Source organism: Enterococcus sp., assembly GCF_022711995.1.
In the GTDB taxonomy this organism is placed as follows: domain Bacteria; phylum Bacillota; class Bacilli; order Lactobacillales; family Enterococcaceae; genus Enterococcus_D.
In genome coordinates this window covers 1-14,572 of sequence record NZ_JALAHI010000040.1, presented here as the reverse complement: position 1 = coordinate 14,572, position 14,572 = coordinate 1, and the positions used below count along the sequence as shown (strand labels likewise).

Below are 14,572 nucleotides of genomic sequence, written 5' to 3'. Positions count from 1 at the left end.
GCATTATTGGAAAGAGGGTATAAAAGAATGGGATGGATTCAAAATTCAAAATCTAGTTTTTTTTGATAGAATGGTTGATGATTTAGGTTTTTTACCAGAAACGCTATTTTCGATAGCCGGATTCATAAATACAATAGGTCATCCATTTATAAAAGAAGGAGTTGAATGGATTTCGAAAATAATTTCAGAGAATAATAAGTTAACGGCTTCTCAATTACCAACAAATACAGAATACTACTTAGAAGAAATAGTTCTTAGTTTTTCAAGTGAGTATGAAGAAGAGGCAAGAAAAGTTGATCATTTTAGAAATCATTTACTACGCATCTTAAATTTTTTAGTATCTCGTGGCTCTACTGTAGGTTTTTTAATTAGAGAAGAATTGTTCTGATTTTGACATACTGGCGTTTTTTTTACTATCTTTTTGACCATACTTTGTAGATTTAATGGGACTATATCAGATTTTTCATTGATTGGAAAATTCTAGAAATCCCATTCTAATCAGCATCAGGAGCTACCAGGCATCTGAATTACCAACACAGTTAAATAATCTCTTGGCTGTTACAAGCTAGAATCCCTTTTAGATAAGGGGGCTAGCTCTTTTTGACTATTTTTTATACTTAATCAGTCAATTTATAGGTTCCCAAAAGTGATGGCATTGATCCTTCGTGTTATAAAGATAGACAGACTGTCTCAGTACCGGATTGCTTCAAAAAATGTTTCCCGAATTTTTGTGTCAGTTCTTCTTTCAGAAGCCGTTTTTCCTACCTTCTGTTTGCAAAGCAAACTAAAATTAGCGAATAAAAGCAACGCTGCTGGAAAGATTTATCCACTATCCAAAAAAAGAGCTGCGACAAGTCCGTTGTCATAGCTCTTTTGGCATTATTAGAAATCTTTCCAGTCTTCACTATCGGAGGCGTGCAATTCTCGTTCTCTGCGTTCTAGTTCTTTTCGCCGACGTTCTAAGTTGAGTCTCCGTTCTCTTTCATCAAGTTCTGCTTCTTCTTTCTGTCTTTGCCTAGCGTCTCTTATTTTAGGAATGTAAATCAAGGCTAAAATAATTCCTGCTATCACAATGAAAATCATTAGATAGGGAAGAACTGAGAGGATCAAACTTCCGAAGATTAAAAAGAATAACAACCCGATGCAGCCGCACCCACAGCCGCCACCACGACTTTCTGTAACAATATAGCGCTTTGACATTTAGTAACTCCTTTGTTATTTTTATTTCATTGTACCAGATAAGTTCAATCGCTAACATTTATTTTTTGCCGATTTGAAAGACATTTTTGAGAAGGACTTTTTAAGTTCTGACGGCTAAGGCTATCTGATTAAAGGAGCAGTTGCAAATAAACAAGCCCAAGACTCACGTCGTCAGACGCTGACTTGGGCTTGTTTATTTTTTGCGAAATTGTTGAACAAGAAAAATGAAGATAAAAAAGAATAGAGCTTCCCATAACGTGGTTGTCCAACTGAAGGATCGGCTGATGCCAAAGAAAAGATTCCCTATATTGGAAACGACTAAATAAATCACGGTAGCAATCAATGAAAAAACAAAACGTTTGGCCATCACGATTCCCCCTTTTTCTTTGATTGTACCAATGGATTCTCTTTTGGGCAATTGGTTTGAGAAAACCTGGCAAAAATGAGACAGAAAAGAGAAAAAAAGAGGTGCTGATTGCTCACCCCTTTGGTAAAAGCCGGTGATTGCTAGCAGAAATGCTTAGCCGAGGTTATTTCCGCTAGCCGATTCTTTTCAAGAAAATCAGTCGAGGGGGACATCAAAGATCCAACCCTCTGGCGCTGGGCGTTCACCAAATTGAATACCAGTCAATTCATCGTAGAGCGCACGAGTCGTTGGGCCGACTTCCGTTTCACTATAAAAGACATGGAAGGACACCCCATTTTGAATTCCGCCGATCGGTGAGATTACCGCAGCTGTTCCACAAGCACCCGCTTCAGTAAAGCGATCAAGCTGATCCACGTAGACATCACCTTCGATGGGAGTCAAACCTAATACATGCTCGGCAAGATAAAGGAGAGAATATTTGGTGATACTTGGCAAAATTGATGGCGATTTTGGTGTCACGAATTCATTTTCGGCCGTGATCCCAAAGAAGTTAGCCGAACCAACTTCCTCGATTTTTGTATGTGTTTCAGGATCCAAATAAATACAATCAGAAAAATTGCGTTCATGGGCTTCATATCCAGGCAATAAACTCGCCGCATAGTTCCCGCCTACTTTTGCAGCACCCGTTCCATTTGGCGCCGCACGATCATAATCAGAAACAATAAAGTTGGTTGGGGCTAGACCGCCTTTGAAGTATGAACCAACAGGCATACAAAAAACAATAAATAAATATTCTGGAGCGGGAGCAACACCAATGTTTTCTCCAACTCCGATCAATAGAGGGCGCAAATACAATGTAGCGCCAGTACCGTAAGGGGGCACAAACTCTTGGTTTGCTTTGACTACTTGATTGACCGCATCGATAAACATTGCTTCCGGAACAAAGGGCATACGTAAGCGACTTGCGCTTCGGTTCAAACGTTTGCTATTCTCGTCTGGACGAAACAAGTTGATCCCACCGTCAGGTCGGCGATACGCTTTCAACCCTTCAAAACATTGTTGGCCATAGTGTAATGCAGGTGAACCTTCGTGAATATGAAGCATATTATCTTCTGTCAGCGAACCTTGCTCCCATGAACCGTCTTTCCATTTTGCGACAAAGCGCCAAGGGGTTTTAATGTATGAAAACCCTAAATTTTCCCAATCGATTTGCATAGAGTCACGTCCTTTTTTAATTTTTCCTAGTATAGCACGGAACGTCCAGCAAGTCATTATTTTCTGAAAATTCATTGCAGTGTTTTTCATTCCTTACATCATGATGAAAGCTTGCGGCGATAAGCTTTTTTGGTCCTGTTAAACTGAGAATCATCTTCAATGGATTCCTTCTGTAAAAAAAGAGTAATGGAAAGCTGTTACGATTGTATTTACAGATCGGATATGATTCAATAAAGGTAGAAAATAATGATTAGGGGGACTTTTGGTGATCAAAGAAACGGTTTCTGAAATCCAAGGCATCAGGGACGCTTATCAACGACTAGCGCCAATTATGATCCATACACCTGTCGCGCCCAGTAATATTTTGAGTGCAGAAAAAGCAGGAGACATCTATCTAAAGCTAGAGAATCTACAGCGTACAGGATCGTTTAAAGCCCGTGGCGCCTATAATAAATTGGCAACGTTGACAGCAGAAGAGAAACAAAGAGGAGTGATTGCTTGTTCGGCAGGGAATCATGCACAAGGCGTTGCACTGGCAGGCGCATTATTGGGCATTCATGTGCGGATTTTTATGCCGCTAAAAGCAGCAAAGACGAAAATAGAAGCTACGAGAAATTATGGTGCTGAGGTGATCTTAGCAGGGGAGACATTTGATGATACCAAACAGCTAACTTTGGAAGCGGTGTCAACTAGTGGGGAGGTCTTCGTTTCTCCTTTTGATGATCGTGCAGTCATGGAAGGACAAGGAACGATTGGCTTGGAGATTCTACAAGATTTGCCTGAAGTCGACAATGTTATCGTTCCGATCGGTGGGGGCGGTTTGATTGCAGGCATTGCGTTGGCAATCAAACACTTGCGTCCGCAAACCAATATTATCGGTGTGCAATCGTATCAAGTTCATGGCATGATTTCTTCCATCTGGCGCCAAGAACTGATTCCTAATCGCAGCAGTAAAACACTGGCAGATGGCTGTGATGTGGCTCTGGCAGGCGAGTTGACCTACGACACGTTGCGTTCACGCATTGATGAGACCGTTTTAGTGGAAGAAAAAGATATTGAGACAGCGATCCACTATTTGGCATTGAAAGAAAAAGTGATCGCTGAAGGGGCAGGGGCACTGAGTACAGCTGCCATACTTAGTGGACAAATCGATCACTTACTAAAAGGAAAACGAACTGTAGCTGTCGTCTCAGGTGGAAATATCGATTTTTCCGTGTTTAAAGAAATTATTTGATTTTGAGAAAGCAATGAATCAAAAAAGATGATCTTAGGCCAGCTAGTGGTCTAAAGATCATCTTTTTTTAGTAAGGTTTCAATGCGTCAGCCAAAAGTGACGACGTATTTCAGACCAATCAATGACGTTAACCTAATTTGTTCCCGTTGGTCTTTTTCTAAAAGCTCCGTCCGCCGCCGCCAAATGTTCCGCCGCCGGAAGAATGAGTAGTGGTGCCACCGCCAAAACCACCGCCGCCGCCATTATTTTTAGGTGGACGTGGGATTCGGCGAGTCGTTACGAAGGAGTTGACCAGACGATCTTCTTTTTGAGTCAATTTGATGCTGGATTTTTCTCTGTAAGGGTATTTGTATCCACCCATTTTTAATTGGTATCTTGATTTGACAATGATGAAAAAAGCAATACTGATCACTGCAGCTACCAATAAGCTAATGCCGATTTCTAAAGGGGTCAGCACTTTATAATAAGTGATCTTGCCTGTCTCACGATCCACATGATAGTGACCGCCGGGAACCCCCGCTTCTACATAGCTGGCTGCATTCTCCAAGTAGACCCGGGCGGCTTGATAGTAATTACCCGCCGTCATCTGATCATAAATATTATCCAACATATCATCAAGACGAGCGTCGTTGATATAATCGAGCATATTTCCTGAGGTGGACACATGAAGATTACGGTTGCCCATATCGATCATCAATGCTGAGCCATTCTGATCATTCCCGATACGATCCGCGAGAAAACGGTCGGTGGTGTATTCAATATCATCGATGCCGTTATTTGTCGTTGCGATAAAGACTTCACCTTTGATTTTTTCATTCAATTGATCGGCTTGTTCGCTTAAACTCTGGATTTCAGAGGGAGTAAAAAGCCCAGCGTCGTCGGAAACAGTGTTCTCTGCTGCCACGCCAGTGACCGTCGTCAGTAGAAATCCGGCAACCATTAGGAAAAAACAGGAAAATTTTCTCATAGGAAATATCCTCCAATCATCCCTAGAATTGCAATCACAGCAAAAATCGCTGCACTCGTAAATCCTAAGCGTTTGTAACTGATGGGCAAGACTCCGCTGACTTTACCGGTTTGGCCGTTCATCGCATAATAAAAGACGTTCTTATTTGGATCATCAGCGCGATAGGTGACAAGCCAGACCGGCAGCAGTACGTAATGATTGGTCTCTTTCGTAATCTCAATGTTCCGCTGTGTCCGATTGAAGCTAGTGTACCCATTAACGGTGCTGCTCAAAAGATTTTCAGCATAACCGGAGAGTTCCTTTTGGACTTCATTTTTAAGCGTTTGGTATTCGATGTCCCGCTTTTCGGCTTGGAATCCTGCCAGGTATTGGCTGCGAAAATCAACGGCCTTATCCAGAGGGAAGGGTTGTACCCCAGTAACCATTTTTTGCTGAACATTTTTGGATAAGGCGTTTTTGATTAGTTCATTGATACGCATTTTTCCTTGCCGGGAAACAGCGAATTTCTTGTGTTCGGTATATTCAATCTCGCCGACCCGCCAAATTCGTAAAGAGGTACCAGTTCCTGATAGTTGGCCATCTAGTTCAGCATCGATTGTCCAGTAAGGAAAATAAACACCGGTCAATTTTTCCACTTGCGCTTGATCAAAAAAGTCTCTTGGTACGAACCATTTTTTTTGCGCCCATTCCAGAAACTTAGCGGTTGCTTCTTCTTTTTCGATGGCAAAAGGCAATACTTTGTTAGGCAAGAATTCCCCAGAAAGTCGGCCGGAAAGGACGACAGGGTTGTGGCAGAAATAGCAATAAGTAGCCGCTGTCGTAGCATCTGTAACGATCTCTGCACCACAGTTAGGGCAAAGAAACAGGTCCATTTGGGCCGCCTTTTCTTCGGCTTTTTCAGTGATGGCTTCCTTTAATGCAGGCTCTGTCTCTTCGGTGATCGGCTGATTTTCCGGCGCCGTACCATCGGCAAGTTGGGCTTCTTTTTGTTTTTGTTCAAAGGCAGTTACTTCAGATTCAGTAAAAATACTCAAGCAGAAGGGGCAGTGAAATTTTTGATCACCAGGATCAAAGGTTAGCGCGCCGCCACAATTGGGGCATTTATGCGTAATGACATCCATTTAATTAAGCTCCTCCTTCATTTAGTCTAAAGGAACTCCCTTAAATGGCTTGCCGCAGTTTGGACAGAATTTTGGGATTCCATTTGCTAAATCAATTACTTCACTACATTCTGAACATTTCATTTGTAAACTTGGGGTTCCTGTAGGTTTTGCTGTTCCACAGTTGCTGCAGAATTTTCCGGTATTGCTTGTGCCGCATTGTGGGCAGTCCCAAGTATCGCCGCTGGCTTGTTTTTGCTGGTTTTCTTGGTTTTGCTGGATCTGTTGTTGATTGTTTTGCGCTGCTTGATTCAGATAACCGCCATTGGCATTCATGCCCATGCCCATCCCAACAAATCCGGTTGTCGCACCGGCAGCATTACTACCAGCAGATTCCATCCCCCGTGCGATCGAACCTTGAACATAGCCTTCACGAACATTTGGATCGCCTAACATCGCACCTTGGTTACGCATGTTGATCAATTTGACGGAATCATCTGTGTAAGAAATACTTTCCACAGCCACCGAAACGATTTCCATGCCTCGCAATTCACGCCAGCTGTCATCTAAGACATCTCCCATGTATTTGCTTAATTCCATACTTTTTGATGGAACGTAAGAGATCCGCTCGCCATCTGCTGACATTTTGTTGATAGCCGTTTGCAAAGCAGTTAGAAATTCAGCTAGATATTGTTCATTGATGTCGTTGATATCGACTTGCGTTTTATTTTTTGGAATCGCATTGGTATAAAACAAGATCGGATCAGTGATTCGCAAGGAGTAATTGCCATGGGCTCTTAGGAATAATTCTGCATTATAAAAATTGTCAAAATAGTTTAATGGAGAAGAAGTTCCAAAGCGGATGCCTTTGATTTCTTGCAAATTGATATAGAAAACTTGTTGTTTTTGAGGTGTCACCCCACCAAATTTGAAGCGGTTAAATGTTTCAGAAATGGCATCCTTTAAGGAGCCGTTGAACATGGAAGGTGCCAAGTCGTTTTTGACAGTATAATAGCCTTCCTCTGCTGTATAATCAATAATTTTTCCGCCATCAACTAATAACATCATCATATTTGGATAGACATGAATCACAGAACCGTCCGTAATGACATCCTCTGTACCTTTACGGTTTGAACCGCGTTTGTCGTTGCGGCGCACCTTCACACCTTTAGTCATCACTGTCGTATCGCCCATATTGTCAGGTTCGAAGACCTCTAACCATTGGTCGGCAAGTCCTCCGCCAATCGTACTTGTTGCAGCTTTGATAATACCCATTTTCAGTCCTCCTTACAAATTTTCATCATCCAATGGATGAATGTAGATTCATTATACCATAGCTCTGTATTTTCTATGTATTAGACTAAAGTTGTAGGCATGGGTGACTTTAGAAATCAATCAATGATTTCTTCAATTGTTGGCAGGCCTTTTTTCTTCAAAATCCCATTGTCTTCGTTCCATAAAAATTCATTTCTTTTTCTGCAGATAGGCAACTCAAGGTAGTTTTTTTGATGAATATTACGTATAATAGATAATAGCGAATTTTGAAAAGAGTGAGGAAAAATATGGCCTATCAAGCATTGTACCGTGTATGGCGATCCCAACGGTTCGAGGATGTCGTTGGACAAAAAGCAATTACGCAAACCTTGAAAAATGCGATCGATCAAAATCAAATTTCGCATGCTTATTTATTTACCGGTCCACGGGGAACAGGAAAAACCAGTGCGGCCAAAATTTTTGCGAAAGCAATCAATTGTCCGAATCAAGTCAATGGAGAGCCTTGCAATGAATGCGAGATGTGCCGTTCGATCACTGCTGGAACGCAAGAAGATGTCATCGAGATCGATGCAGCCAGCAATAATGGGGTCGAAGAGATTCGTTTTATTCGGGATCGTGCCAACTATGCACCTACGCAAGCCGAATACAAAATATATATCGTGGATGAAGTCCATATGCTGTCAACCGGCGCTTTCAATGCGTTGTTGAAAACATTGGAAGAACCGCGAAAGAATGTCGTGTTTATTTTAGCCACGACAGAACCCCACAAGATTCCGGCAACGATCATTTCCAGAACCCAACGATTTGATTTCAAACGAATCAATACGCAAGACATCGTGGAACATTTGAAGAAAGTTTTAGATGGTAGTCAGATTTCTTATGAAGAAGAAGCCTTGCAGGTGATCGCACGAGCCGCAGAAGGTGGAATGCGGGATGCGTTAAGCATCGCTGACCAAGCAATCGCATTTAGTGATGGCAAAGTCACGACTCAAGACGCATTAGAAGTAACCGGCAGTTTGTCTTATGAGATGATGGACCGTTTGATGCAATTTTGTGAAGATCAAGCAGTACCAGATGCATTAGAGACATTGCGTCAGCTGCTGTCTTCCGGTAAGGAAGCACGGCGTTTATTAGAAAATCTATTGGTGTATTGTCGTGATCTGCTCTTATATCAGCAAGCACCACAATTATTAGAAGAGAAATCGCTGCAGATTACTCCTGGATTCAAAGCTTTAGCTCAGGCAGCAACTGCAGATCAAATCTATCACTGGATCACGGTGTTGAATGAGACCCAAAACGAAGTGCGCTTTACCAATAATCCAACCATTTACTTAGAAGTGGCAGTCGTCAAATTGGCCAATCAGCGGACAGCCCCTAAAGCTGCCGGTGAAGCTTCTGTATCCAACCAAGAAGTGCAACAGCTTCGCCAAGAGATTCAGAAATTACAATTGGAAGTGCAAAAACTGCAAGAAAATCCGACGGCTAATAGTGAACCCGTCAATCCGCCTGCCAAAAAGACCAAAAACAGCAGCACGTTCCGAGTGCCAAAAGAACGAGTCTTTCAGGTCTTAAAAGAAGCAACCAAACAAGATCTCGTGAATGTGCGCAATGTCTGGGATGATCTGTTGATGTCCTTATCAGTGACGCAGCGGGCGATGCTCCATGCGAGTGAAGCGAAAGCGGCGAGTGCTTCTGGTGTGGTGATTGCTTTTGACTATGAGATTGTCTGTCAACGGGCAGCTAATGACCAAGACTTACAGTTGACACTGCATAATCAACTTTCACGAATGATCACTGATTATGCGCCCCAAGCCGTGTTTATCACTAAAGAAAGCTGGCCAGTATTGCGAAAAGAATTTATCGCCGGTGGTCAGACCTTCAATACAGGCGAACTAGATGAAGGGGAGTCGGAGCCTGAAACTATTGCAGAAGAACCAGAAAATGAAGTCGTCGTTACCAAAGCGCAAGAGCTTTTTGGTGAGTTGGCGAGTATCGAAGAAAATTGAGAATTGGAGTGAAGAACAATGATGCGAGGCATGGGAAATATGCAAGGCATGATGAAGCAAGTACAAAAAATGCAAAAAGAAATGGTGAAAGAACAAGAAGCCTTAAACAGTAAAGAATTTGTTGGTGAGTCAACCAACGGTTATGTAAAAGCTACTTTTACAGGAGATAAGAAATTACGCGATCTAACGATCAATGAAGCAATCGTGGATCCTGAAGATGTCGATATGTTACAAGACATGCTGATTCTCGCAGTAAATGATGGTTTGACTAAAATTGAAAAAGAAACCGAACGGACCATGGGCAAATATACTAAAGGAATCCCCGGTTTATAAAAGGAGAAATGTAGCGTGCAGTATCCAGAACCGATCGCACGATTGATTGACAGCTATATGAAGCTACCAGGGATTGGGCAAAAGACTGCTACCCGACTGGCTTTTTATACGATCGATATGAAAGATGAAGTGGTCAACGAGTTTGCTAAGTCCCTCTTGAGCGTGAAGCGCGACCTGCATTTTTGCAGTATTTGCGGAAATATTACCGAAGGAGACCCCTGTGAAATCTGCAGTGACCCTTCAAGGGATAAGGGAACCATCTTAGTAGTAGAAGAACCAAAGGATGTCATGGCACTGGAAAAAGTCCGTGAATATCATGGACTGTATCATGTCTTGCATGGGGTCCTTTCTCCAATGGAAGGTACCGGACCAGAGGATATCAATATCGCACCCTTGATCCAACGGTTACATGATGATCAAGTGAAAGAGGTGATCATTGCCACGAATGCCACGACAGAAGGCGAAGCGACAGCGATCTATCTCTCCCGTCTGATCAAACCAGCTGGCATCAAAGTGACACGGTTAGCCCACGGGTTGTCCGTCGGCAGCGATATTGAATATGCGGATGAAGTGACATTGCTTAAAGCAGTGGAAGGCAGACGCGAATTATAAAACATTGGAGGCAACAAGGGTGAGTGGATTATTCATAACCATCGAAGGACCAGATGGCGCTGGCAAAACCAGCGTCTTAAATGAACTATATCCTCGTTTGCAATTAGAAGCAAAACGGGGAATCGTCAAAACAAGAGAACCAGGCGGTGTGAAAATCGCAGAAAAAATTCGTCGGATCATACTGGATCCCCAAAATATTGAAATGGATGAACGGACAGAAGCACTGTTATATGCTGCTGCCAGACGCCAACATTTGATCCAAGTGATTTTACCTGCATTGAATGAAGGGAAAATCGTGATCTGCGATCGGTTTGTGGATAGTTCATTGGCTTATCAAGGGGCAGGACGACGAATCGGTATTCCTGAGATTGCACGGATCAATGAATTTGCCACCGAAGGAACAGAACCCGATTTTACATTGTATCTAGATGTGGATTCGGACACGGGATTAAGAAGGATTCAAGAGCATCGTGCCCATCAGTTGGATCGCTTAGATGCGGAAGGATTAGAGTTCCATCAGCGAGTTCGCCATGCCTATCTGAAGCTGGCAGAAGAAAATCCTGTACGCATCCATAAGGTTGATGCTAGAATGGGATTACAGGATGTTGTTGAGACAAGCTTTTCAGCAATCGTTGAAGCATACCCTGCCTACTTCAAAACGACGTAATCGCTGAAGACACTAATAAGGAGATGATCTCATGAAATTGATTATGGCAATCGTGCAAGACAAAGACAGCAACCGATTAGCAAATGAATTCATCGATGCAAACATTCGCGCGACGAAACTTTCATCTACCGGCGGATTCTTAAAAGCCGGCAACAGTACATTTATTATTGGTCTTGAGGATGAGCGGGTCCAAGATGCATTGGAATTGATCAAGAAAACCTGTCAGTCCAGAAAACAGTATGTTTCTACGCCAATGTCGTTAGATATCTCGCTGGATGGTCAAGTACCTTATCCAGTAGAAGTGGAAGTTGGCGGTGCAACAGTGTTTGTTCTGCCCGTCGATGGCTTCCACCAATATTAAGAAGGAGCAGACCATGGAGGAACTTTTTTTACAAGAATATCAGCCTCTGGTTTTTGCCCAACTGAAAAAAAGTGTCGAGCATGGGCGGATTGCCCATGCTTATCTTTTTGAAGGCGATGCAGGAACGGGAAAACATGAGATGAGTCTGTGGCTGGCAAAACGTTTATTTTGCAGCAACAGCCATGAAGGCGAGCCTTGTGGTTCCTGCAGCAATTGTCTGCGGATCTCGCAAGGGGAACACCCAGATGTTTTGTTGGTGGAACCAGAGGGACAAACCATCAAAGTGGACCAAATTCGTCAACTACAAGAAGAATTTTCTAAGAGTGGGTTTGAAAGCCGCTTAAAAATATTTATTCTTTCTCAAGCAGAAAAAATGAACACCAGTGCTGCAAATAGTCTGCTGAAATTTTTAGAAGAACCAGTAGGAAATTTTTTGGCGATTTTAGAAACGGAAAGTGTCGGCCGCATTTTACCGACGATCCAGTCCCGGTGCCAAATCATTCATTTTTCCCCTTTGGCAAAAGACAAATTACAGACAAAGCTGCAAAAAGAAGGTCTTTCTCAGGAGAGCAGCCGTCTTTTGAGCCACTTAACAAATAGTTATCATAAAGCAGTTGAAATCTCTCAAGAGGAATGGTTTAATGAGACTAAGGATGCTGTTGCACAGTGGGTGAAGTATCTCTTGAAGAAAGATCCGCAAGCATTTATTTTTGTTCAAAAAAAGCTGCTCGCGTTAGCGAAAGAAAAAGATCAGCAGAGAGTCATTTTTTCAATTCTGTTATTTTATCTGCAAGAAGAGCGCGATCAGTTATTGTCACAAGGCTTATGGGGAAAAGAGATCAATCTTGCCATCGAAGCTGCCTTGCAAGCCCAAAAGAAATTGCAAGCGAACGTAGCTTTTCAAGGCGTTGCTGAACAATTTTCAGTCAAGATCATCTATGGCATAACAGTACCCTAAAGGGGGAGCTATGTTATGATAGAAGTAGTCGGTGTACGCTTTCGCGCTGCGGGACAAATCTATTTTTACGCGCCTGAAAAGCGGGATTATACATTGGGTCAGAAAGTTATCGTTGAATCACAAGAAGCGAAGTTTATGGCAACGATTGCGGTTCCAAAACAATTTGTCGACTCGCAAGATTTGCCTTATGACGTAAAGCCGATCATTAGACAGGCCACACATAAAGATATTGAAAAAGAAATGAAAAACCGCAAAGATGCTGAAGAAGCATTGGCTATTGGTAAACAGAAGATTCGTCTTCATAATTTGCCGATGAAGCTGGTGCGGGCAGAATATACATTTGAACGGTCAAAAATGCTCTATTTTTTTACCGCAGATGGCAGAGTTGATTTTCGCGAATTAGTCAAAGATTTAGCGAGTCATTTTCATACAAGAATCGAATTGCGGCAGATCGGTGTTCGAGATGAAGCCAAAGCGATTGGCGGTATTGGTCCTTGCGGCCGCAAACTCTGCTGTTCGACTTTTTTAGGCGATTTTATTCCTGTCTCGATCAAAATGGCCAAAGATCAAGGGTTGTCACTCAATCCAACGAAAATTTCCGGATTGTGCGGACGTTTGATGTGTTGTCTGAAATACGAGAACGAAGAGTATGAGCAAGCAAAACGTGCATTACCGGATCGCGGCAAAGAAGTCGAGACCCCAGATGGCAAAGGAAAAGTCGTTGGTCTGGATTTATTGCAACGCATTATTAAAGTCCGTTTATACGACCGGCAAACACCGATCGATTACGAATATGAAGAACTAGTGACAAAATAAGTAGGTGACCATAATGAGCATGGACAAGCGATCGATTTATGATGGATTGAATCAGTTGGAGAATGAGCTGCAAAACTCGCTGAATAATTTAGCGGAGATGAAACAGTCGTTGCAAGAAATCGTTGAAAAAAATACGACACTGGAATTAGAAAATCAACGTCTGCGGGAACATATCCGTGAATTGAATCAAGTGGCCGAAGCACCCGCAGAATCGGTCAAACAAGAATTGTCCAAATCCCGAATGAATTTGGAAAAGATATACGAAGAAGGATTCCATGTTTGTTATGACTTATATGGATCAAGAAGAGAACATGATGAACCGTGTGCTTTTTGTCTTGAAGTGATTTATCGAGAAAGCGGACGATAATAGGAAGAGCGTGGGACAAAAGGAAAACACACTTTTGTTCCACGCTCTAAACACGTATCAACGGCGAGAGTAGAAGTACCTCTTTTGGAAATAAGTCGAAATACACAAAAATTTAAAAAGTAATTTTCCTGTATTTCTGCTTATTTCTCGGAGTTCAACACTTCTGTCCCGGCCTTTTTTGAAAGTAGGGAAAGTATGCAGAAACAACAAAGTTACAAACAAATCAGTGGGAAGCTTTATCTCGTGCCGACACCGATCGGAAATCTGGAAGATATGACTGTTCGTTGTGTCAAGATTTTAGGGGAAGCGGATTTGATTGCCAGTGAAGATACCCGCAATACGCAGAAATTATTGAACCATTTTGACATTACGACGCCGCAACGAAGCTTACATGAACATAATTTTAAAGAACGGGTGCCGCAGTTGATCGATCAGCTGCTAGCTGGAAAAAACATTGCGCAATGCAGTGATGCAGGGATGCCTTCCATTAGCGACCCTGGTCACGAATTGGTCAAAGCGTGTATTGCTGCTGAGATTCCAGTGATTGCATTGCCCGGTCCTACAGCAGGATTGACCGCATTGATCGCTTCAGGATTGTCTCCCCAACCGAATCTTTTTTATGGTTTTCTGCCGCGAAAGAAAAAAGAGCAAAAAGAAGCATTGTCTGAGCTGGCAAACCAGCCGGCTACGATGATCTTTTATGAGTCCCCTTACCGTTTGGCAGCGACGATCGAAAATATGATTTCCGTTTTTGGTGCAGAACGTTCTGCAGTCATCTGTCGAGAGTTGACCAAAATCCATGAGGAATATCTTCGAGGAACGTTAGCTGAACTATTGGCTTATCTAACGGAGAATACCGTCAAAGGGGAATGTTGCTTATTGGTGGCGGGATCGACGACCCCAATTGAAGTCGTATATGAAGGAAGCCTTGAAGAACAAGTGGCAGCACTGATTGAAGAAGGACTATCTTCTAAAGAAGCAATCAAAGAAGTGGCAAAACGCAATCAAGTGAAAAAACAAATCGTCTATAATGCCTATCATTTGCAGCCTTAAGGACTGTGACATAAGTCATCATCCAACAAGTGAAACCGAAT

17 protein-coding genes are annotated in these 14,572 nt (G+C 42.5%); 11 read left to right on the top strand and 6 right to left on the bottom strand.

Annotated elements, in window-relative coordinates; translation table 11 throughout:
- The coding region (locus Q0A12_RS03765) for a hypothetical protein (RefSeq protein ID WP_291291344.1) at window positions 1-388 on the top strand (388 nt) is incomplete at its 5' end.
- Between the two features lie 494 nt (window positions 389-882).
- Here Q0A12_RS03765 and Q0A12_RS03760 read toward each other — a convergent pair.
- From Q0A12_RS03760 to Q0A12_RS03750, 3 genes are all read right to left on the bottom strand, one after another.
- Window positions 883-1,200 carry a hypothetical protein gene (locus Q0A12_RS03760; protein ID WP_291291343.1) on the bottom strand — a complete coding sequence of 106 codons (318 nt, stop codon included), beginning with the start codon at window positions 1,198-1,200 and terminating at the stop codon, window positions 883-885.
- Between the two features lie 193 nt (window positions 1,201-1,393).
- On the bottom strand, window positions 1,394-1,567 hold the full coding sequence (locus Q0A12_RS03755) for a hypothetical protein (protein ID WP_291291342.1): 174 nt from the start codon (window positions 1,565-1,567) through the stop codon (window positions 1,394-1,396).
- A gap of 195 nt (window positions 1,568-1,762) precedes the next feature.
- The gene (locus Q0A12_RS03750; protein ID WP_291291341.1) at window positions 1,763-2,782 is read right to left on the bottom strand and encodes a branched-chain amino acid aminotransferase; all 1,020 of its coding nucleotides are present in this window, start codon (window positions 2,780-2,782) and stop codon (window positions 1,763-1,765) included.
- A gap of 265 nt (window positions 2,783-3,047) precedes the next feature.
- On the opposite strand from Q0A12_RS03750, the gene Q0A12_RS03745 reads away from it, so the two are divergent.
- Window positions 3,048-4,016: a pyridoxal-phosphate dependent enzyme gene (locus Q0A12_RS03745; protein ID WP_291291340.1), complete on the top strand. Its 969-nt coding sequence runs from the start codon at window positions 3,048-3,050 to the stop codon at window positions 4,014-4,016.
- 157 nt (window positions 4,017-4,173) lie between these two features.
- Here the strand turns inward: Q0A12_RS03745 and Q0A12_RS03740 are convergent, their stop codons facing one another.
- Genes Q0A12_RS03740 through Q0A12_RS03730 form a run of 3 tightly spaced genes read right to left on the bottom strand, consistent with a single transcriptional unit; the run spans window position 4,174 to window position 7,358 of the window.
- Window positions 4,174-4,983 (bottom strand): TPM domain-containing protein, encoded by an 810-nt coding sequence (locus Q0A12_RS03740; RefSeq protein WP_291291339.1) that lies wholly within the window; start codon window positions 4,981-4,983, stop codon window positions 4,174-4,176.
- A complete protein-coding gene (locus tag Q0A12_RS03735) occupies window positions 4,980-6,104 on the bottom strand; it encodes a TFIIB-type zinc ribbon-containing protein (RefSeq protein ID WP_291291338.1) in 1,125 nt (374 codons plus the stop codon). Before Q0A12_RS03735 ends, Q0A12_RS03740 begins: the two co-directional genes overlap by 4 nt.
- Window positions 6,105-6,125: 21 nt before the next feature.
- A complete protein-coding gene (locus Q0A12_RS03730) occupies window positions 6,126-7,358 on the bottom strand; it encodes an SPFH domain-containing protein (protein WP_291291337.1) in 1,233 nt (410 codons plus the stop codon).
- A 287-nt stretch (window positions 7,359-7,645) separates the two neighbouring features.
- Here Q0A12_RS03730 and dnaX point away from each other — a divergent pair, with 287 nt between their 5' ends.
- From dnaX to rsmI, 9 genes are all read left to right on the top strand, one after another.
- Window positions 7,646-9,364 carry a DNA polymerase III subunit gamma/tau gene (gene dnaX / locus Q0A12_RS03725; protein WP_291291336.1) on the top strand — a complete coding sequence of 573 codons (1,719 nt, stop codon included), beginning with the start codon at window positions 7,646-7,648 and terminating at the stop codon, window positions 9,362-9,364.
- A gap of 18 nt (window positions 9,365-9,382) precedes the next feature.
- The gene (locus Q0A12_RS03720; RefSeq protein WP_291291335.1) at window positions 9,383-9,697 is read left to right on the top strand and encodes a YbaB/EbfC family nucleoid-associated protein; all 315 of its coding nucleotides are present in this window, start codon (window positions 9,383-9,385) and stop codon (window positions 9,695-9,697) included.
- A 15-nt stretch (window positions 9,698-9,712) separates the two neighbouring features.
- The gene (gene recR, locus Q0A12_RS03715; RefSeq protein WP_003127090.1) at window positions 9,713-10,309 is read left to right on the top strand and encodes a recombination mediator RecR; all 597 of its coding nucleotides are present in this window, start codon (window positions 9,713-9,715) and stop codon (window positions 10,307-10,309) included.
- Window positions 10,310-10,328: 19 nt separating this feature from the next.
- Complete coding sequence (gene tmk / locus Q0A12_RS03710) at window positions 10,329-10,976, top strand: dTMP kinase (protein ID WP_291291334.1); 648 nt, start codon at window positions 10,329-10,331, stop codon at window positions 10,974-10,976.
- Between the two features lie 31 nt (window positions 10,977-11,007).
- Window positions 11,008-11,337 (top strand): cyclic-di-AMP receptor, encoded by a 330-nt coding sequence (locus Q0A12_RS03705; protein ID WP_003127092.1) that lies wholly within the window; start codon window positions 11,008-11,010, stop codon window positions 11,335-11,337.
- Between the two features lie 13 nt (window positions 11,338-11,350).
- The gene (gene holB, locus Q0A12_RS03700; RefSeq protein ID WP_291291333.1) at window positions 11,351-12,295 is read left to right on the top strand and encodes a DNA polymerase III subunit delta'; all 945 of its coding nucleotides are present in this window, start codon (window positions 11,351-11,353) and stop codon (window positions 12,293-12,295) included.
- Window positions 12,296-12,310: 15 nt separating this feature from the next.
- Window positions 12,311-13,111: a stage 0 sporulation family protein gene (locus Q0A12_RS03695; RefSeq protein ID WP_291291332.1), complete on the top strand. Its 801-nt coding sequence runs from the start codon at window positions 12,311-12,313 to the stop codon at window positions 13,109-13,111.
- 19 nt (window positions 13,112-13,130) lie between these two features.
- Window positions 13,131-13,478 (top strand): DNA replication initiation control protein YabA, encoded by a 348-nt coding sequence (locus tag Q0A12_RS03690; RefSeq protein WP_003127096.1) that lies wholly within the window; start codon window positions 13,131-13,133, stop codon window positions 13,476-13,478.
- A 195-nt stretch (window positions 13,479-13,673) separates the two neighbouring features.
- Window positions 13,674-14,531, top strand: coding sequence for a 16S rRNA (cytidine(1402)-2'-O)-methyltransferase (rsmI, locus tag Q0A12_RS03685; protein ID WP_291291331.1), 858 nt, complete (start codon window positions 13,674-13,676; stop codon window positions 14,529-14,531).
- The last annotated feature ends 41 nt before the right edge of the window (window positions 14,532-14,572 follow it).